Raw genomic sequence first — 19,315 nt, 5'->3', positions numbered from 1 at the left:
TCTAGTGTGTGGAGCTTGAAGCAAGGCCGACTCTATCAACCATCCGCTGACTTTCATCGTTCAACCCCACGAGCGTAATGGCTTTACCCGCTTCCTTGTACTTATTCAATACCTTGGAAATGGCATTCGTGGCTGACTGATCCCATACATGGGATTTGGAAAAATCAATCACGACATGCTCAGGGTCCTCATTCACGTCAAACAGGTTTATAAAATACATCATCGTTCCGAAAAATAACGGCCCCCGGATTTCATATACCTTCGTACCGTTTGGCTGCACATGCGGTACGGCCTGGATTTTTGCCGTTTTCCAGCCGAAATTCAACGCGCTTAACATAATACCGGTCATGACCCCGATGGCCAGATTATGCGTTGCCACCACGATGATCACCGTTGCCAGCATGACAATGGCATCACCCAGCGGAACACGGTGAAGTGTGCGAAGCGATCCCCATTCAAACGTACCGATAGAAACCATAAACATGACCCCGACAAGCGCTGCCATCGGAATTTGTTTCACGACGTCGCCGAGCACAATGATGAGAAACAGCAGGAACACACCAGACACCAGCGTTGATAACCGGGTGCGACCGCCCGATTTCACATTAATCACCGTCTGTCCGATCATAGCGCAACCGGCCATGCCGCCGAAGAATCCAGTGATCACGTTGGAAACACCCTGACCGCGGATTTCGCGGTTCTTGTCGCTGCCGGTATCCGTCAGCTCATCCACTAGCGACGCCGTCAGCAGCGATTCCGTCATCCCGACGACAGCAAGAGCTAGAGAAATAGGAAATATCGTCATGATCATATCCATACTGATAGTTACATTCGGAATGTGGAAGAACGGAAGAGCCTGCGTAATGTTGCCCATGTCCCCCACCGTTTGCACAGGAGCCTTGAACCACACCGCTATGATCGTCATTACGATGATGGCAACAAGCGCCGAGGGAATCGCTTTGGTAACCAGCGGCAGCAAATAGATGATAAGCAGCGTTCCGATGACCATCAAGTACATCGGCCACGATTCACCCTTGAAATTCGGAAGCTGGGCCAGAAAAATAATGATGGCCAGCGAGTTCACGAATCCGGTGATGACCGGCTGGGGAACAAACGTAATAAACCGTCCGAATTTGAGCGCCCCCATCAACAATTGCAAGATTCCTGTAAGAATGGTTGCGGCATACAAATACTCAATCCCGTGCATCGCCACAAGCGGTCCCATTAATGATGCCATGGCCCCTGTCGCTGCGGAGATCATACCGGGACGTCCGCCGAAGAATGAAATACTGACAGCAATCACAAAAGAAGCATAGAGTCCGACCATGGGATCGACACCCGCCATGATAGAGAATGCGATCGCTTCCGGTATGAGAGCGAACGCTACCGTCAATCCTGACAAAATATCTCTGCGTGAGTTGCCAAAGAAGCCTTGTTTAATCCATTGAAACAAAGTCCTAATCACTTCCTGTCCTATTGTAGTTGATTGACAATCCACTCTCAGGATTGTCCCGGTCCGATAGTCACTTTTTCGATTATAACGGGATCATTTCAAAATTTCATTATCTATTTAGCGGATCTATTCCACGAAATCATTTCTTTTCTCCCGTTTGTTTTGGATTTCGTCCATTTTTCTTATTTTAAAATTTTCATAATGCGGCAAATGACAGGGAAAGATAGAACTTGTTTGGTTCATCATAGCCTGAAGGTACCCGGGATTCATTCTTGCTTCAGCGGGTAAAGTCGAAGTATAGAAACCTGTTGTATTGAAATGTATTTGAAATCATAGAAGGAGATGGGCAATATGCGAGACGAAAACAATCGGAATACGCTGGCAGACTTAACATATTTGGAATTCGAAGCCAAGCGGAGAGTTGAAGATACGGAGATGATTCCGCAAGATGATCTGAGAGACGTCAACACCTACACGGAGCAAAGCCTAAGCAGCGAAGATGCGGACCATATCGCGTACGATCTGAATGAAGCGGCACCTGCGGATGCAAAACCGGAGGAACGTATGGACCCGGATCACAGCGCCATCGATGCATGGGAAGCTACCGGTGCCGATCCCGAGCAGTGGACCATTGCCGACGAGAGAACCTTTTCCTCTTCACCCTCAGAGCAGGCAGAAGCAGACCGGATAGAGCGGGATCGACCAGTCGATGAAACCTACATTCGCGATGTCGCAGATGATGTAACGGATCGGGAATGGCGGGCCGTCGAAGGCGAACCCCCTTCTCGTCCCGGAGACGAAATTATCGGCCAATACTCCGGCGATACGGAGCGGCGGCTTGCAGCAGACGCATCATTAACCGGCAGCGGGACTGCGTTTTTAAACCAGGACATTTTTAAAGATTACCCGTCCGGAGAAGATGAGTACCAGCCGCTGGAGGATGTACCGGATGCGGATGCTATTGCGGCCAATAGCCCGGTGGACCCCGCTGCCCCGCCGACGGAGCAGATGCACGGTATCGATCTACTAAACGGCAGCCATGGTGGAGACGACTAAACCTGCAAAACCCGCCTCTCCAATAGAAAGGCGGGTCTTATACTAGTATGGGTACGATCGTCTATTTTCCGAATATGATATCCAGCCAGCCGAGAAATGACATCCACAGCAGGATGCCGATCAAGGTACCCCATATGAGTGCTGTTAATATGTTTCCCTTTCTTTCCATGCCTATGCCTCCCATACAACATCTTTATAGTAAAACAGTATGGGTCGAGCTATCAGTTCTTATACTAGCCAACCATTTCAAAGACTAGATTCACTAGGAGGAACCGCCGATGAAGAAGCATTCTGACGAGAATCAACGTCTAGTGACCGAACGCGATATTGATGAGGATTTTGGTCTGTTTGTCGAGGATTCATATCCGGACAGTATACCGATACCAAGGCAGCATTAAACACGAGAAGCCGGATGGCAGTGAAACGAGCAACCGCGGAAACTCTTCATCTTCCTGATCCTTCACGCCGGAAATGTGAACCTCTACGTTCACCCATGTCATACCTTCCAACATACACTACACTATACGACCCTGGAAGGATGATGCTGAATATGAAAGGATTGCCGCTCCATCCCTGCGGACATAAAATCACGCTGCAGCAGCGACTGGCCTCTTTAACCGGTCATCTGGTAGAAGTCAACGCTCCGAACACCGGTTTAGAGCCCGGACGTTTGCAGCGGGTATTCCCGAAAAATTTCATCAAGGTACACGGCGAGCTCTTTGTGCCGTCCAGCCTCAACTCGGTTCGGGTATTTGAAGTCAAGCCGCCGGGCAAAACGATGCTGGTAGGTGTGCGGACCACCTTCCCTACCCGTGGTGCCTTTAACCGGATCCGTCTGGTCAGAATCGGAGCCGATTTTATTGAATTGCTTGCCAAGGATAAGAACCGCTCCCGGATTCTGCTCCCTCTAAACAAAGTGGAGGGCATATTTCCGGCGAAGTAGAGACAGTTCAAACTTTTCCTTCCCTTAAGCTTCCAGACTTGCGACAAGTCCGGAGGCTTATTTTTTGAGTATAGGGCGGGAAGCTGAACCGACTCGAACATCGTCATCAGCAAGCTGTAAGCTTTAGTTTAGATGATCGAATGCCTACTGTTTCGGCGCAGCGAAACACCCATTCGATCATCGCAAGGAAAACATCCTCTTAAAGCGGTCTGGCTTCTGTGACATTACTTCGATGGAAGCTTTAGATATGTATACTCCGCTTTTTCGATTTTCAGTACTTGTCCAACCTGTGATAAAATATGATACAGATTAAATACTTAAGGCTTGATAAGGAATAACACAGGAGGAATCAATGATGTTGAAACGCAGAATACGCTGGATGCCCGCCCTATTCGTCATCCTTGGGCTGCTGCTTGTGATGACGGCATGCGGTCAGAATGACAAGGGAGCCGAAAGCGGCTCAGGCGGCGGAACAGGTTCGACAAACGGGGCAACAGCACCCGAAGCGGAACCCCCGAAGGAGCCCGAGGTTAAGCAGAATGTGCCGGACCCGAACGCCAGCCATCCTATTGTCACGATTGAGATGGAGAACGGCAAAACGATAAAGCTGGAGCTTTATCCGGAGGTTGCGCCGAATACGGTGAACAATTTCATCTCCCTGGTGGAACAAGGATTCTATGACGGGACAGGCTTTCACCGCGTCATCCCCGGCTTCATGATTCAGGGAGGCGACCCTGACGGTAACGGAACGGGGGGACCCGGTTACGCTATTCCCGGCGAATTTACGTCCAACGGCTTTCAGAATGATCTAAAGCATACGACAGGCGTATTATCGATGGCCCGGGCACAGGATCCAAACTCCGCCGGATCGCAATTCTTTATCATGGTTGCGGATGCTCCTTCCCTGGATGCCCAGTACGCATCCTTCGGTAAGGTGATCGAGGGGATGGAAACGGCTGAGGAGATCGTGGGCTTGGAGCGGGACCAGATGGACAAACCGCTTGAGGTGCCCGTCATGAAGAAAGTGACGGTTGATACGCTCGGCAAGGATTATCCGGACCCTAAGAAGCAGGAATAGTATCTCTTTGGATTAGGACTGTGTCGCAAATTCTAGCAATGGAATACATGCCGGACCACTTGTGTACACAGTGACCATGGCAGATTAAACGACGACTAACGAACAAGGACCCGTGCGCTGAATCGAGCGTGCGGGTCCTCTTTTTTTTAGCTACAACCTGTTATCTCTTCTAGGTATGGGCCGGCTTCTCGATGACGTACAAGCAAGTGCTGTCAGGCAGCGTCACCGGCTTTCCTTCTTCATCCATGAATTCGATGCGATCAGCCAATGCCTCGGCATATCCTTCCTGCAGATAATGCTGCTGCACGCGGATGATCGCTTCAGGACCTAACGTCCTGCGTATACATTCCGCATACTGCGTAGGCGTAAAGTAACCAAACTGCTCCTGCACCTCATGAACATAAGCCTCGGCGCCCCAAGTATAGGTATACAGGAACTCCATTGCATCGTTTATAGGCATGCGCACTTCCGTCTCGGACAGCTGCTCGTATGTTATGACCCGGCCCTTGAAATCGGAGACATACCGGGTCAGCCATTCCAGCCCATCCGCCTCCAGGAAGCGAATCCTTCTCCAGATATCCCCGGGCTCGGTCATAATCCCGTCACGGATAATGATGCGGCCGCCGGATGCGAGTACTTCGTAGGCACTGGTCAGCGCGGCCTCTACAGTGGCCATATTGAAGCGGGATCCGTCCATCTCAACATAAGAATACAACTCATGCAAGATCGAGGAGAAGATGACCGTATCGACACTTCCCGGCTTCACGTAGTCCCTGAGATTCAGCGCATCCCCCTTCATCACTTCCCATGCTTTGTGCTCCAAACGTTTGCGTTTCTCCAGCGCTTCAATCACGTTCGAGGAGATATCGATCCCGACCGGACGCACATGCGGCAGCCGTTCCTCGATCAGGTCAAGCAGCACGCCGCCCCCGGGACCGATATCCAGCACCGCCGTTCCCGTAATATAATCCAGAATCACTTTTTTGTAATTCCCCGTGCTGTTCATATCACTCAAATAACTCTCTTCGTTATGAAACCTGTCGTAGGCGTCCCGGCGCAGGCCGAACAGGTCAAACAGGAGCAGCACCGCTTTCTCATAGAGCGGCGACTTCTCCGCTTCGATGCAAAATTCAATTAATTTCTCCGCCGCTTGCGAGAATTCGAAGGTAAAGAATACCGTATCCGGTAGCTCCGGCTTCCGTTCGATCCGATGGCTCAGATGCGGGTTAGCCATCACCGGCCCGTGAAGGCAAGCCGTCCAATCCGTTTGGCGCAAATATTGTTCAATCATTCTCTTCTTATATACGTTCAGCTTCTTGACGCCTTTATAATCGTAATACATATCATTCATCAGCGGCTCAAAGCTTAAGTGACTCACCGAATCCGGTAGCAGCTGATCTCGCTGCCCCTCCGCAACTTGCTGATCCGGGCTCTGCTTCTCCGAATGGAGTGCAAGCAAAAGAACCTTCATGAACTCCTCCAACGAGAAATCCTGCAGGGCAGCTTCCACATACCAGAGCGTCATATCCTGAAATCCATGCAGGGCAGCTGACAGATCACACTGCTCACGAATCCCTTGAAGCTGCTTATCGAAGTCTTCTCCCCGGGCAATCGAAACGGACCGAAGACGGCGCAGCCGTCCCTCGTAAGTCCACCGGTCCGGTCCGATCCCTTCGGCAAGATTACGAATAAGCTGCGTTATTTCTTCCTGAACGGAATGCCAAAGCTCCTCCGATACGCCACCGATGATGCAGTGATTCAAAGGGATTAGCAGCCGGATCAATTCATCCGCGGTCAGCCGTCCTTCCTCCGTAAGCTTATACAGCGGCAAGTTCTCCTCAAAAGCGACTTCGCCCCGAATGTGTTGCCCGAGCAGTCCATGGGTAAGTATGAGTGTGTGGACCATCTCCTCATGTGGAGACATGGTTCCCTTGCTGTCCTGGATATGTCTCTCATATAGCTGGGCAGACCCGATATTATGAAGGAACAAGTTCATACCCGACTGCTGCCAACGAAGGCGATCCCGCATCGTTCCGCCCTTCGCCGTTTCCGCCCATACCAGTACTTCTTCCAGCAGCTCTTTAATCCAATAGGAAACAGGCAGCGAATCCAGTATATTCAATGTGCGTTCTACATAATCGAGCACGGGGTTGGCATGGGCCAGTTGGCCGATGGACGTAATCCGTTCCAAATTCACGATTCGTTCTTCGGCTGATACCAGCTTCATTAACCATGGATGCCTCTTGGCAGCCGCTTCATCCCCCTGCCGAAAAGCGGTTATGATGTCCAACGCGTGCAGCATAGGTTGTTCCTCCACTTCCTGAAATAATAATGAACACGTTTATGTTTTTTCGCTGCTACGATTATAACAAATTCCTGTCGATGGATCGCAAGCATTTGGTAATAGCCGATGCTACAGGGTATACTGGTCAACGAAACCATATTTTTTTATTGATGTGAAGGAGTGAGTGTACATGAGCCTGAAAAATAAAACAGCCCTCATCACGGGTGCAGGTAAAGGGATTGGACGCGCCCTGGCGATCGCGCTTGCCAAGGAAGGCGTGCACGTCGGGCTTGTCGCCCGTACGGCAGCTGATCTGGAGCCGCTGAGCGCCCTGGTTGCTGAACAATATGGCGTCAGAGCCGTGGCGGCAGTTGCCGACGTTTCCGTACAGAGCGAGGCAGAGGCTGCTTTTGCAGCGGTAAACATGGAGCTGGGCTCGGTGGACATTCTAATCAACAATGCGGGCATTGCCCAATTCGGCAATCTGCTGGAGATGGAACCTGAAGCCTGGAAACGTATCGTCGACGTGAACCTGATGGGGACGTACTACATGACGCGCGCGGCACTGCCGGGCATGATCGAGCATAACAAGGGTGATATCATCAACATCTCTTCTACGGCCGGAGAGCGTGGATTCGCCACAGGCTCTGCCTATAACGCTTCTAAATTTGCCGTTATGGGACTGACCGAAGCCGTGCTGCAGGAGGTTCGCAAACACAACATTCGCGTGACCGCTCTGACCCCAAGCACCGTGAACACGGATCTTGCCGTCAATGCCGGCCTGAAGATCGGGGATGAGGACCGGATGCTGCAGCCGGAAGACGTAGCTGAGCTTGTGCTCGCTGCACTGAAGCTGCCGCAGCGTGTATTTGTCAAAACCGCCGGAATTTGGACAACCAACCCGCAATAATGACGCGTCGACAGACGCTCCTATTGCTATAACCATCCAAGGGTGTTCCCTGGGCGTCGGCCAAGGGAACACCCTTTTTGCGTGCAGCCCAGGTGTAAAGCGATTGGTTATGGCCAGCGACAATTGTTCTTTTTTCCATACGGAATCAAGTGTCAACTATCCTTTGTCATGATATAATGACATGGCGTCATACGACAGCCAAATATTTACCTTAAGCTACACTCATGGAAAGAAGATGACAACAGCATGATCGCCGACATTTTACTCGAAGTGGTACTTCCCATCTTTGTCCTGATAGGCTTTGGCATTATTATGCAATATGCCTTTAAACTCGATTTGTACACACTCGCCAAAATTAACTTTTACTACATTACGCCTGCAGCCGTATTTATGAGTATGTACGAGTCCAAAATGTCACCGCAGCTGCTGGGCATGGTGGCCTTATTCTATGCGCTCTATATCGGCGTCCTCTACCTGATCAGCATGCTGGTTGCCAAGCAGCGCAAGTTCAATCGGGGGATGAGAGCAGCTTTTACCAATAGCCTTCTGCTCGATAATTCGGGAAACTACGGCCTTCCGATCAATGACCTCGCCTTCAAGGGTGATCCGATGGCCGGCTCGGTACAAGCGCTCATCATGTCTTTTCAGAGCCTCCTTACGTTCACGTACGGAGTTATTTCCATTCAGGGAGCCAAGACAGAAGGATTATACAAACAGGCCATCATCGGATTCCTGAAAATGCCCGTTCCCTATGCCCTCGTCATCGGCATTGTGCTGCATGCCCTGGCGTTGCCGCTTCCGGTCTTTATCTCACAACCTCTGATGTATGCGGACCAGTCCATGGTGGCGATCGCCCTGCTGACGCTCGGCGCACAGATCATCAAATATCCGCTCCGCCTGCGCCGGCTTGATGTTTACCTCAGCGTGCTGCTGCGTCTCCTGGTCGCGCCGGCCATCGGCATTCTGATCGTGCTGCTGCTCGGCTTAAAGGGCATCCCGGCTCAAGCGCTCATCATTGCTTCAGGCATGCCGGTTGGCGTAAATTCATCCATCTTGGCGGAAGAATATCAGAATGAGCCGGATTTTGCTGCACAAACTGTCCTTATATCGACCATACTAAACGTAATTACGATTACCGGCTTAATCACATTAGCTAAATTTGTAGCTTAGCGCTAACTCATCTCTACTAGGAGGAATTTACATATGAATTTTGATCTTGCGATAGACCGAAACTGTACCGACTGTCAGAAGTGGGACAATGTTCCCACCATCTTCGGCGTGCCAGACGCGCTTCCGATGTGGGTGGCCGACATGGATTTTGCCGCGCCACCCGCCGTTGTAAAGGCGCTCCATCAACGGGTGGAGCATGGCGTATTCGGGTATACGTTCCCGTCCGTCTCTTACCGTGAAGCGATTTGCGACTGGATGAAGAAACGCCACAACTGGAGTATCCAGCAGGAGTGGATTCAATTCTGTCCGGGTGTCGTTCCGGCACTCAGCCTTATCGTGGATGCGTTCACCGAGCCGGGAGATCAAGTCGTCATCCAGACGCCGGTCTATCCGCCATTCTATAGCGTCGTTCAGGACCATGGTCGCGAGCTGGTGCATAATCCGCTTCTTCGAAGTGAGGACGGAGATTACTCGATGGATTTCGAGAATTTGGAGAAGAGTTTTTCTACCGGCAAAGTCAAAATGATCATTCTGTGCAGTCCGCACAACCCGATAGGCCGGGTGTGGACCAGAACGGAATTGGATCGTCTGGCTTCCCTCTGTCAGCAATACGATGTGCTTGTTGTATCCGATGAAATCCATGCAGATCTGGTGTTTGAATCTGGTGCGCATACGCCATTCGCCGCTCTGTCCGAGGATGCTGCCGAGCGTTCCATCATCTGCACCGCACCAAGCAAGACGTTTAATATCGCCGGTCTGAATACGGCGAATATCATCATCTCGAATGCGCAGCTGCGCAGCAAGTTCCGCAAAATACTGAACCGTTACGCCATTGGCTCCATTACACCAATGGGTGCCGCCGCCACCGAGGCCGCTTACCGTGAAGGCGGATCATGGCTGGATGAACTTCTGGTTTACATCCGCGAGAACATGGAGCTGGTTTCGAATTACGCCCAGGAGCATCTGCCCGAGCTGAAGGTGGTTATCCCGGAAGCTACTTACCTACTGTGGATTGATTTCCGCGGGATGGGCATGTCCCACGAGGAGTTAAACCGCTTCCTGGTTCAAGAGGCGAAGCTTGGTTTAAACAGCGGCGCGGCCTTCGGCAAGGAAGGCGAAGGTTTCATGCGCATGAACCTGGCCTGCACACGCGCCACCGTTCAGGAGGCGTTGTCTCGCCTGCATAAAGCGATCGAGGAATGGCGGAAAGCATAAGAAACAAACTCAATTAATAAAAGGAGCCGCGCTAAACGCGCGGCTCCTTTTATTGCTTTTTTAAGACGATGCAAAACTGCCTTAGTTGACACCCTCGTTCGCCCACTACCTCTTCAGTAGTTTCCCATCCGGTCTCGGTCTCCGTGTCCCGTCCATAGCTACAGTGTCAGCGCCGGCCTCATGAACGGCAAAGGCATCCTCAAGGGTCGGGGTAATATAAACGGGATAATCCTCGATCTGCCGTTTGAGCAGCCCGATGACCGGAACATTCACGGCAGCTTTAATCACCGCAATATCTGCCGTTCCATTGGCCCTTATACCTATGGCCCCTCCAGTACGGCCCATTCGCCATTTCAACCATATGCTGTGGCCCAAACAACGGTTCACCCTCATAAGCCTGACAAGACACCACTAATCCTCTACCTGATTTTTGAAGGAATAATTCTCCTATATTACTTACAACATAGAATCAATCTCACCATAACGCCACACTTGAGCTGCTGCACCTATGACACCTGCATCACTGCCAAAGTTAGCGAGCATAATCCGGCAGCAGCTTCTCATATACGAAGAAGTCCTGACATCGATCTCCTGATCAAGCGCCTGCAAAAAACGAGGACCCGATTCCGCCACTCCGCCGCCGATCACGACAACCTCCGGATTAAATGCATGAATATAACCGGCAACAGCCGCTCCCAGTGCTCGGATGACAACCCGCATCACCTCTGTGGCCGATGGATCATCCCGGTGCCAGGCCTCAATAATATCCCGGGCATTAGGTTTCCAGGCATATGAAGCGCTTTCATCCTTCTGCATCTCAAGCCCTAATCTGGCAATGCCGCTGCCTGAAGCATACAGCTCAATACAGCCGTTATTTCCACAGCTGCAGCGAGGACCGTTGATGTCAATACTGACATGGCCAAGCTCCGCTGCCCCGCCAAAGACGCCTCGAAGAAGACGCCCCGATTCGATAACGGCACCGCCAATCCCCGTACCAAGAGCAAGGCACACAAAGTTATCACAATCCTTGCCAACGCCGTACATTTTCTCGGCAATGGCTATAACATTAACATCATTGTCAACATGCACCCGGGTATCGTAACGTTCCGATACCTTTCGTTTAATCTCCATCCCCGTCCAACCTGGCAACGTATCCCCCGCGTATAGAACGGTCCCTTCCCGAAAATCAATTTGGCCTGCGCTGCCGATACCGATACCTTGCACCTCTTCCTCTGAACCGGCGGATTCCATCATCATGTCGATGCCAAGCAGGACTTTGTTCATAAGCTGCTCCGGCCCTTTGTTCGCCTCGGTAGGCATCAGATGCCGGTTTATGATCTTTCCTTCTCGATCAATGACTGCAAACTGGACTTTCGTCCCCCCAATATCAACACCGATCGCGTAACTCATAGTATGTATACACTCCCTTCTGTAATCAATAAAATGGATGATCGATTCACTAATACAGCTTATCCACAACGGACCTTGCGGTTTTCTCCAACGACTTCGAGGCATCCTCTTTTTTCATCGTTAAGAGCGTTGTAAGAATGTTCAACATATACGTCTGCATGAACTTTGTTGCCAGCGCTCCGCCCTCTGTCGGCATTTCCCTGGAAGATACAGGAAGTACCGTATCCGCGTATGTAACAATCGGGGAACGGAGATGTCCGGTCAAACAGATGACGTCCGCTCCATTCTGTTTCGCTTCCTTCACCGGATCCACCAGGTCACGCGTGCTGCCGGAAGTGGAAATGGCGAATACGAGATCGCCCTTCTTGACCAAGGAAGCGGACATGGCAATAATATGCGAATCCCGGTGCGCTTCCACATTAAGCCCCAGTCTCATCAGCTGATAATGCAAATCCAGTGCGGTTATGCCTGAAGAACCCACGCCATAGACATACACTTTGTTTGCGGCCAGCAGCTTATCCACCGCCATCTTTAAATTGTCGGCGTTAACCAGATCCAGCGTATTCTTAAGTAAAATTTCATGCTGCATCGTCAGCTTGCGGGCCACCGTCATCATGTCATCCTGCTCATCGATAGCGGTATCCACTACGGATGGAGGACGATCCACCAAATCCTGTGCAACGGACAGCTTGAATTCATGAAATCCCCGAAACCCCAGCTTGCGGCAGAATCGAATGACGGATGTCTCGCCGACCCCTGCCTTCTCAGACAAATCCGTTACGGTAGCGAGCACGGTTTCCTCAGGGTAACTTTTCACGTAATCAGCCACTTTTTTCTCCGTCTTGGTCAGGGAAGAATAAATGCTTGATATCATCAGCAGCGTGTTAGAATGATTCAGTCTTGGGCCAACTCTTGCCATTCCACATCCCTCGTTTCTCTCTAACAGGCACAAAAAGAATTTTTTCTCCTTAATTATATAATAAAAAGGAGTTTTCTTTCAATCACTAAAAAAACGGATATTGACGCAGTTTCTCTAAAGACAGACTTCATATAGCAGAAGGTTTTCGTGCTAGATAAGGAAGGGTAAGCATCTGGTATTTATACGTTCATATCTCTTAAAAAAAAGAAGCTGTCAGCATCCTGTGAATCGGATCTGCAGCTTCGATTATTGTAGTTAACTGTTATCCTGTTTCGATCCTCCGATCGAGCAGTCTTACATCATGCTTCCACTATCGTCCGTAGCTGAAGTCAGCCCCTCCAACGTGACGGCTCCATTCAGACTGTCGCCGGTCACCTGTCCCCGCTCCATCTGATAACCTGCATCCAGCATCGAACCATCCAGCTGATGAAGCTGCTGGCTGACTTGATCCATCTGCTGGAACAGCTGACGATGTTGATAAGCTTCGGCGTACTCGCTCTGCTGCGCAGTCTCGTCCATTTGCTCGAATGCCGTTTTGTTCTCGCCCAGCACTTGGCGGTACTGCTCCGCCGTAGCGGTTCGGATATCCTGCACCGCGTTCATCATCCCATGCAAAACCATCCGGCAATTCACCAGTTCCTGACGGACGGCAGCAGAAGTTTCAGGCGTAACCGCAGCCTGGGCGCTTTGAAGTTCGGCTTGGATCTGACTGAGCTGGCTTACGATCACTCCAACTTCGTTCATTCCCCCGTTTTGCGCTGCCGTAGTCAATTGGCCCGATAGCTGATTGAGTCTCATCGACATATTTTGAATATTGCTCATTGCAATCCCCCTTTTTTCGGATAGCGACCATTTTTATGAATAGGATGCGATAAACCATGGATTGCTATTCATGTCGATATCTGGTCAGGAGGCCCCGTCTGTTGGAATACGGGGCGGGATGCCGATATAATAGAGTAAGCCATTATATGAAAGTAGGTAGATTAAAGAGTTCGCATGATCAAACGCAAAAAAATGACACTTTTCCTTATTGCTGCCTTATTACTCGCCATATTTTATATGCAGCTGCAAACCTCCATACCGGGATTCATCAACGATCTTGATTTTAATAATAAAGAAACTCCTAAAGTCTCCCAGCTCCACCCGTATGTATTGCAGCAAAAGAACGAGCTTGTCCGTCTCACCAAGAAAAAAGGAATCACGATCATCATAACGGACGGTTACCGCAGCCATGAAGAGCAGACCCGCATCTACAATCAGGGCCGCAGCACCGAGGGCGACATCGTGACGAATGCCAAGGCAGGAGAATCCCTTCACAACTATGGACTTGCGATTGATTTTGCGCTAAGACTAAAGGATGGAAGCATCATCTGGGATATGGAATATGACGGGAACGGAAACGGCAAGGCCGACTGGATGGAAGTTGTGGAAATTGCCAAAGATTTAGGCTTCCAGTGGGGCGGTGATTGGGCAAACTTCCCGGATTATCCGCATCTACAGATCGATTTTGGACTGACGATCCGTGATTTGAAACGGGGAAAGCTCCCTCCCATGGACGCTTCCGAGACTTTGGAAGCAAAGTGAACGGCTATAGCAATTTGAAGAACTCGATAGGTATGGTATGTCCAGATAAGCGCAGCCGGATCCCATGTATAGAATATTAACGGACACCATCGACGTTATTTACGATTTCATTCCGTATTCTCGGAATATAACGGACACCAAAGTCGCTATTCTACTAAAAATATAGTTTACCTCCGCTTTTAATCGTAAATAAGAGCTCCCCTGTCCGTTACGGTGAGAAGAGAGTCTGTTTTTAACGAAATAACGTATTCTGAGTCCGTAAGAATTACTGGAATTTTTGTATTACGTATCATGTTTTAATGAGCATCGAGGTTCGCATACTTTAGTCATACGCAAGATAATGACTTACGCATCAGCGTTTAGATCAAGGTCGACCAGATCCTTCTGGTCGACCTTTTTGACGTTGTTCTTTGGAAATGCGTGTTAATGGATTTATGACAACCAACCAAATGCTTGACATTCGATTCACCTTTTGGTTATATAGTCATATATATGAGTATATAACCTTAACAGCACATGAAGGTAAGGCGGTGATTCTTATTGAGCGGTACCGTGCATCCAGATAATAAGCCCCTGTTCATCCAGATCAAGGAGAAGATCGAGGACCAGATCGTGAATGATCAACTGCTTGAAGGTGAACAGGTTCCTTCCACGACGCAGCTCTCCCAATTTTACAAAATCAATCACATCACGGTGTTAAAAGGCATCAACCTGCTGGTTGATGCCGGACTCATCTATAAAAAGCGAGGTGTCGGCATGTTTGTTGCAGAAGGAGCCAAGGAAATGCTGCTCCAGACCCGAAAGAGTGCATTTGCGGAACATTATGTGGTGCCTATGGTACAGGAAGCAGACAAACTCGGCTTGTCCACGGATGAGCTTTTTCAAATCATAACCCAGTTAAAAGGAAGTGACCTCCATGAATCTTGATGTTCAGTTTGACCGCGTATCGGTGGTATACGGTGACCTCGAAGCCGTCCGCAATGTTTCGCTTCATCTCCCGGCAGGCAAAATTTATGGTCTCCTGGGGCGCAACGGAGCAGGCAAAACCTCACTACTGTCTGTTCTTGCTTCATTTCGTGAACCCTCATCGGGATCGGTTACGATTGGCGGCGAGCAGCCGTTCGAAAATGCGAAGATCATGAGGGAAGTCTCCTTCATCTATGATGTAGACTACAAAGACGAGACGGACAAGGTCAAGGTAGCGATTGATTCCATAGCCAGACACCGGCCCCATTTTGATACCATGTACGCCCTTGAGCTCGCACGCAAATTCAATTTGCCCTTGGATAAGCAGCTGAAGCAGCTTTCCAAAGGAATGCAATCGGCTTTTAACGTATGCATCGGACTTGCCAGCCGCTCGCCAGTTACCATACTGGATGAAGTTTATCTCGGCATGGATGCGCCGTCACGCGAAATTTTTTACCGGGAACTGCTGAAAGACCAGGAGCACCATCCCCGTACATTCATTCTCTCCACCCACCTGGTTTCGGAGATGGATTATCTGTTTGAGGAAGTCATTATCATTCACAAAGGCCAGTTCGTGCTGCAAGACGATTATGAAAGCCTCACGTCCCGGGGCGTTTCCATTACGGGACCGGCGGCAAAGGTAGATGAATTCATCCAGGGCATGAAGGTACTCAACGTGCAGCAGCTCGGTTCTACCAAGGCCGTCATGGTCTATGGGGAATTAAACGAGGCATCCCAACTAGCCGCACATCGGGCAGGACTTGAGATCGGGCCGATCTCGCTCCAGGACTTGTTTATCCATCTGACGGGGGAGGAATATTCCGCATGAAAAAAACGTCATCGGCCGTAACCAGAGTATCGACGGATATGTTTATTCAGCAAGGCAGCTGGGCCTTGGGATTTCTATTTATTGTGCTGTTGATCTATTTTGGAGTCGGCATCGGTAACAGCATTGGTGTCAATGTTCGCGAAGGAATCGCAGAGGAGGACTTTTTCTCTCTCACTTATCGCTCAACCAAAGGATTTATGCTCGTCATCGGCATTATTTCGGCCTACGGCTTTCTAAGCTATTATGTAAGACATGGAGTAACCCGCAGGGATTTCTTCACTGGAGCCGCTGTGGCTGCCGTCTATCTGTCATTGGCCTTTCCAGTCGTGGTGGGTCTAGTCAATTGGATCATCGGGATGGTTTCCTCCCATGATGCCGGCAGCACCTCGCTGCTGCAGGATTTCGATAACAACTGGCTGCTGACACTTGTCTCCTATGGCGTCCAAATCTTTACCTATTATCTGATGGGGTGGATGATCGGATCCGGATTTTACCGGTTTGGCTGGATTCGCGGCTTGGGGTGGATCGCCTTAGCCCTCGTGTTAATCGGCTTCATGGATGCATTGTGGCAATTTGAGCTGGCTTCCATATGGGAACAGTGGCTACCAGTCACGACAGCCTTTTCCGTCACGCTGCCGGTTTCTCTTGCAGGCTCCGTGGCCGTCATCCTGATTACACTTATTCTGATTCGACTGATAACCCGAAGAGTTACGATTAAAATGTAATATATACGCCAAAATGGCTGATCCATCGGTAGTAGCTTCTACCCCGGGGTCAGCCATTTATCATGATCATTTACATCGCTTTGAATTAAGTAGCGCTGCTCTTCGTTTTATTAAGGAATGGAGACGATGCCTGCCAGAAAAGGGGCAATCAATTGACCTTCCAGAACCATCCTGGTTAGACCCCAAAACACCAGCATCATCTTCATCATGGAGTAAGTCCCCCGATTCTTACTTGCTGGAATTCGGCTCTGGTCAACAGCAAAAAAACAGGCTGTCCACGGTTAACCCTAACCATATGACTGCCTGTTTCTGATATTTTAATTATCTTATTTTTGTACATTAAATTTCATTGCCTTATGTAGCCCGCTTAGCCGGATAAATGCTGATGCCGTGCATAAATAAACTCACCACGTGACGCGCAAGATCCTCAGGAGTCCGCTTGCCTGTCAGAAGCTGCTGTGAGGTCAGTCTTTCAATGACGCCGACCAAGCACTCCGCAACGATGTGCATATCGGAATCTCCGTCAAAGTACCCGTCCCGCTGCTCAGCTTTCAGATTTTGCTCAATCATGGCTACCATTTCAGACTTTACGATGACAGCGTCATCCCCAATGAAAAAACCGATTTGTGTCAGGTCCGAATCTTTGCCAAGAAACGCGAACAACCCCGTCAGCACGCTCTGCAAACGACCGGTTACATGCTCCTCATCAATTCCGCTTTCCAATCTGCTTCCCTCGAGCAGGATCTTGAGCTCAGAGCGAAATTTCTCCACCAACTCCTTGAAAACGGCTTCTTTGCTTTCAAAATACAAATAGAATGACGGCTGCGTCAATCCAGCCCGGGAAACGATGGTGCTGATCTTGGTCTGATGGTATCCTGACTTTGCAAATTCATTGGCAGCGACAATCAGTAGTCTAGCCCGGCTTTCTTGTCCGTTCGCACCCTTCTTACGCAAAGCTATCCAACCTCCGAATCTAATCATGATGTATGTAAGTTACCGTCCATTATACTCTATATCGGAAAGTTACTGCTACACATAAAGTCCAGTCTTAACATGCACGAGACTTTACATCGCATCAAGAACGTTATAACGTAAAAGGATAACGATGTTTATCGTTACAGCCAATAAGGAGATTAATAACATGCAGAAACATACCCAATCCAACTCGGTGGATATGACCGAGTCACATAACTTGCCAGACCCGTCTTCCAAGCGCGTGCTTATTGTTACGGCAGTCGATGCCGAAAAAGAAGCCGTCTTGCGCGGGCTTAAGGACGCACATGGATTTGATGTCATCGCGGGTGGGGTCGGTCCCGCGGCTACCGCTGCTGCTACTGCCCGCCAGCTGATTCAAGGCACCTATGATTTCGTTGTCAGCGCAGGTATCGCCGGAGGATTTGCCGGCCAGGCTGAGGTTAGCTCCATCGTCATTGCGGACACCATCATAGCCGCTGATCTCGGTTCTGAAACCGAAGACGGCTTCAGCAGCGTCCAGGAGCTTGGCTTCGGAATGGATCGGGTGCAGGCAGATCCAGCCTCTGCCCGCAAACTTGCGGAGGCCTTAAAGATTGCTGGCGCAGCCGTAACCCTCGGGCCTGTCCTGACGGTTTCCACCACGACGGGAACAGCAGCTACGGCCGCACGCCTCCTCCATCGGGTGCCAGACGCCGCAGCCGAGGCGATGGAGGGATTCGGCGTGGCTACAGCTGCCGCCGCAGCCGGCGTGCCCGTGCTCGAAATCCGTTCCATATCCAATCAGGTCGGTCCGCGGGACCGCAGTGCATGGAAGATCAAGGAGGCCCTGCAGGCGCTTGAGACCGCAAGTTCATTATTACCGGAGGTGTTACGATGAAAATCGCTTTTTCCCCTTGCCCCAACGACACATTTGTATTTCATGCCTGGGTTCACGGACGGATTCCAGGCGCTCCCAAGCTTGATATATCCTACGCGGATATCGATATCACCAATCACTGGGCAGCCGAAGATCGAGAACATGATATCTTAAAAATATCCTATGCCGCGCTGCCCTGGGTGCTGGATGAATATGCCCTCCTGCCCTGCGGGGGAGCACTTGGCCGCGGATGCGGACCGCTCGTTCTGACAGCGGACAAGCTCACGGACGGAAAAACACCAGCCAGCCCTGCAGATTTGTCCGGCCGGCGGGTAGCCGTTCCAAGTGAGCGCTCCACAGCTTATCTGTTGTTCCGTCTGTGGGCCGCACAGAATGTACCCGGGGGACTCGGCGAAATCGTGGTGATGCCGTTCGATCAGATTATGCCGGCTGTCCGGGATGGAGCGATCGATGCCGGGCTTGTCATTCACGAAGCACGATTTACCTATTCGTCCTATGGATTGAAGCTGATGACGGATCTGGGCAGCTGGTGGGAATCCGATACCAATCTGCCTATTCCTCTGGGGGCAATTGTGGCCCGGAGGTCGCTGGATCTGGCAAGCATTTCGAACTGGATCCGCTCTTCTGTCGAATATGCCTGGGAACATCCCGAGGACTCTCGGACGTATGTCCTCCAACACGCTCAGGAAATGGACCCGGATGTCGCCGATGCCCACATCGACTTGTATGTCAATCCATTTACCGCAGAACTGGGCGAAGACGGCTATGCCGCGATATCAGCTCTGCTGAACCGTGCAGCCGATGAAGGGCTTGTACCGCGGATCGATCCTGTACTGTTGAAGCGTCCATAATATGGCGACCTAACCCTAAAATATATTCTCAATGGATGTACTTTCAATAGAAGAAAAACTACAAATAGAG

19 protein-coding genes are annotated in these 19,315 nt (G+C 50.4%); 12 read left to right on the top strand and 7 right to left on the bottom strand.

All coding sequences use genetic code 11. From position 1 onward, the window contains the following. Position 1 precedes the first annotated feature (1 nt). Complete coding sequence (locus CRG97_RS07330; RefSeq protein WP_098742450.1) at positions 2-1,453, bottom strand: SulP family inorganic anion transporter; 1,452 nt, start codon at positions 1,451-1,453, stop codon at positions 2-4. A 351-nt stretch (positions 1,454-1,804) separates the two neighbouring features. Here CRG97_RS07330 and CRG97_RS07325 point away from each other — a divergent pair, with 351 nt between their 5' ends. From CRG97_RS07325 to CRG97_RS07315, 3 genes are all read left to right on the top strand, one after another. After that, complete coding sequence (locus CRG97_RS07325) at positions 1,805-2,509, top strand: hypothetical protein (protein WP_098742449.1); 705 nt, start codon at positions 1,805-1,807, stop codon at positions 2,507-2,509. Positions 2,510-3,059: 550 nt separating this feature from the next. After that, complete coding sequence (locus CRG97_RS07320) at positions 3,060-3,452, top strand: hypothetical protein (RefSeq protein WP_098742448.1); 393 nt, start codon at positions 3,060-3,062, stop codon at positions 3,450-3,452. A gap of 355 nt (positions 3,453-3,807) precedes the next feature. Then, a complete protein-coding gene (locus CRG97_RS07315) occupies positions 3,808-4,530 on the top strand; it encodes a peptidylprolyl isomerase (RefSeq protein ID WP_098742447.1) in 723 nt (240 codons plus the stop codon). 169 nt (positions 4,531-4,699) lie between these two features. Here CRG97_RS07315 and CRG97_RS07310 read toward each other — a convergent pair whose 3' ends face one another. Further along, positions 4,700-6,832, bottom strand: coding sequence for a class I SAM-dependent methyltransferase (locus CRG97_RS07310; RefSeq protein ID WP_098742446.1), 2,133 nt, complete (start codon positions 6,830-6,832; stop codon positions 4,700-4,702). 172 nt (positions 6,833-7,004) lie between these two features. Here CRG97_RS07310 and CRG97_RS07305 point away from each other — a divergent pair, with 172 nt between their 5' ends. The 3 genes from CRG97_RS07305 (at position 7,005) to CRG97_RS07295 (ending at position 10,109) form a co-directional block, all read left to right on the top strand. Then, positions 7,005-7,724 (top strand): 3-ketoacyl-ACP reductase, encoded by a 720-nt coding sequence (locus CRG97_RS07305; RefSeq protein WP_098742445.1) that lies wholly within the window; start codon positions 7,005-7,007, stop codon positions 7,722-7,724. A gap of 246 nt (positions 7,725-7,970) precedes the next feature. Beyond that, the gene (locus tag CRG97_RS07300) at positions 7,971-8,894 is read left to right on the top strand and encodes an AEC family transporter (protein ID WP_076323014.1); all 924 of its coding nucleotides are present in this window, start codon (positions 7,971-7,973) and stop codon (positions 8,892-8,894) included. A gap of 33 nt (positions 8,895-8,927) precedes the next feature. Beyond that, complete coding sequence (locus tag CRG97_RS07295; RefSeq protein WP_098742444.1) at positions 8,928-10,109, top strand: MalY/PatB family protein; 1,182 nt, start codon at positions 8,928-8,930, stop codon at positions 10,107-10,109. Positions 10,110-10,214: 105 nt separating this feature from the next. Here CRG97_RS07295 and CRG97_RS07290 read toward each other — a convergent pair whose 3' ends face one another. The 4 genes from CRG97_RS07290 to CRG97_RS07275 all read right to left on the bottom strand — a co-directional run bounded on the left by CRG97_RS07290 (position 10,215) and on the right by CRG97_RS07275 (position 13,260). Next, positions 10,215-10,484, bottom strand: coding sequence for a beta/alpha barrel domain-containing protein (locus CRG97_RS07290; protein ID WP_237566328.1), 270 nt, complete (start codon positions 10,482-10,484; stop codon positions 10,215-10,217). Positions 10,485-10,565: 81 nt separating this feature from the next. Continuing rightward, positions 10,566-11,519, bottom strand: a complete 954-nt coding sequence (locus tag CRG97_RS07285; protein WP_098742443.1) for an ROK family protein — start codon at positions 11,517-11,519, stop codon at positions 10,566-10,568. Positions 11,520-11,568: 49 nt separating this feature from the next. Next, a complete protein-coding gene (locus CRG97_RS07280) occupies positions 11,569-12,438 on the bottom strand; it encodes a MurR/RpiR family transcriptional regulator (protein WP_098742442.1) in 870 nt (289 codons plus the stop codon). Positions 12,439-12,732: 294 nt separating this feature from the next. Beyond that, entirely contained in the window at positions 12,733-13,260 is a 528-nt protein-coding gene (locus CRG97_RS07275; protein WP_098742441.1) for a hypothetical protein, read from the bottom strand. Positions 13,261-13,434: 174 nt separating this feature from the next. Between CRG97_RS07275 and CRG97_RS07270 the strand changes: the two genes are divergently transcribed. The 4 genes from CRG97_RS07270 to CRG97_RS07255 all read left to right on the top strand — a co-directional run bounded on the left by CRG97_RS07270 (position 13,435) and on the right by CRG97_RS07255 (position 16,542). Then, positions 13,435-14,022, top strand: a complete 588-nt coding sequence (locus CRG97_RS07270) for a M15 family metallopeptidase (RefSeq protein ID WP_098742440.1) — start codon at positions 13,435-13,437, stop codon at positions 14,020-14,022. 540 nt (positions 14,023-14,562) lie between these two features. Then, entirely contained in the window at positions 14,563-14,949 is a 387-nt protein-coding gene (locus CRG97_RS07265; RefSeq protein ID WP_098742439.1) for a GntR family transcriptional regulator, read from the top strand. Next, on the top strand, positions 14,939-15,817 hold the full coding sequence (locus CRG97_RS07260) for an ATP-binding cassette domain-containing protein (RefSeq protein WP_098742438.1): 879 nt from the start codon (positions 14,939-14,941) through the stop codon (positions 15,815-15,817). The genes CRG97_RS07265 and CRG97_RS07260 overlap by 11 nt, the downstream gene beginning before the upstream one ends. Continuing rightward, on the top strand, positions 15,814-16,542 hold the full coding sequence (locus CRG97_RS07255; protein WP_098742437.1) for a Tat pathway signal protein: 729 nt from the start codon (positions 15,814-15,816) through the stop codon (positions 16,540-16,542). Before CRG97_RS07260 ends, CRG97_RS07255 begins: the two co-directional genes overlap by 4 nt. 354 nt (positions 16,543-16,896) lie before the next feature. Here CRG97_RS07255 and CRG97_RS07250 read toward each other — a convergent pair whose 3' ends face one another. Further along, positions 16,897-17,496, bottom strand: coding sequence for a TetR/AcrR family transcriptional regulator (locus CRG97_RS07250; protein ID WP_076323000.1), 600 nt, complete (start codon positions 17,494-17,496; stop codon positions 16,897-16,899). 187 nt (positions 17,497-17,683) lie between these two features. Here CRG97_RS07250 and CRG97_RS07245 point away from each other — a divergent pair, with 187 nt between their 5' ends. Both CRG97_RS07245 and CRG97_RS07240 read left to right on the top strand, forming a co-directional pair. Beyond that, complete coding sequence (locus tag CRG97_RS07245; protein WP_098742436.1) at positions 17,684-18,394, top strand: futalosine hydrolase; 711 nt, start codon at positions 17,684-17,686, stop codon at positions 18,392-18,394. Further along, entirely contained in the window at positions 18,391-19,245 is an 855-nt protein-coding gene (locus CRG97_RS07240; RefSeq protein WP_098742435.1) for a 1,4-dihydroxy-6-naphtoate synthase, read from the top strand. Before CRG97_RS07245 ends, CRG97_RS07240 begins: the two co-directional genes overlap by 4 nt. The last annotated feature ends 70 nt before the right edge of the window (positions 19,246-19,315 follow it).

The sequence above is a fragment of the Paenibacillus sp. EZ-K15 genome, from assembly GCF_002573715.1.
In the GTDB taxonomy this organism is placed as follows: domain Bacteria; phylum Bacillota; class Bacilli; order Paenibacillales; family Paenibacillaceae; genus Paenibacillus_AQ.
Note: the sequence above shows the minus strand (reverse complement) of the source record. Positions and strands in the feature narration are given on the sequence as shown.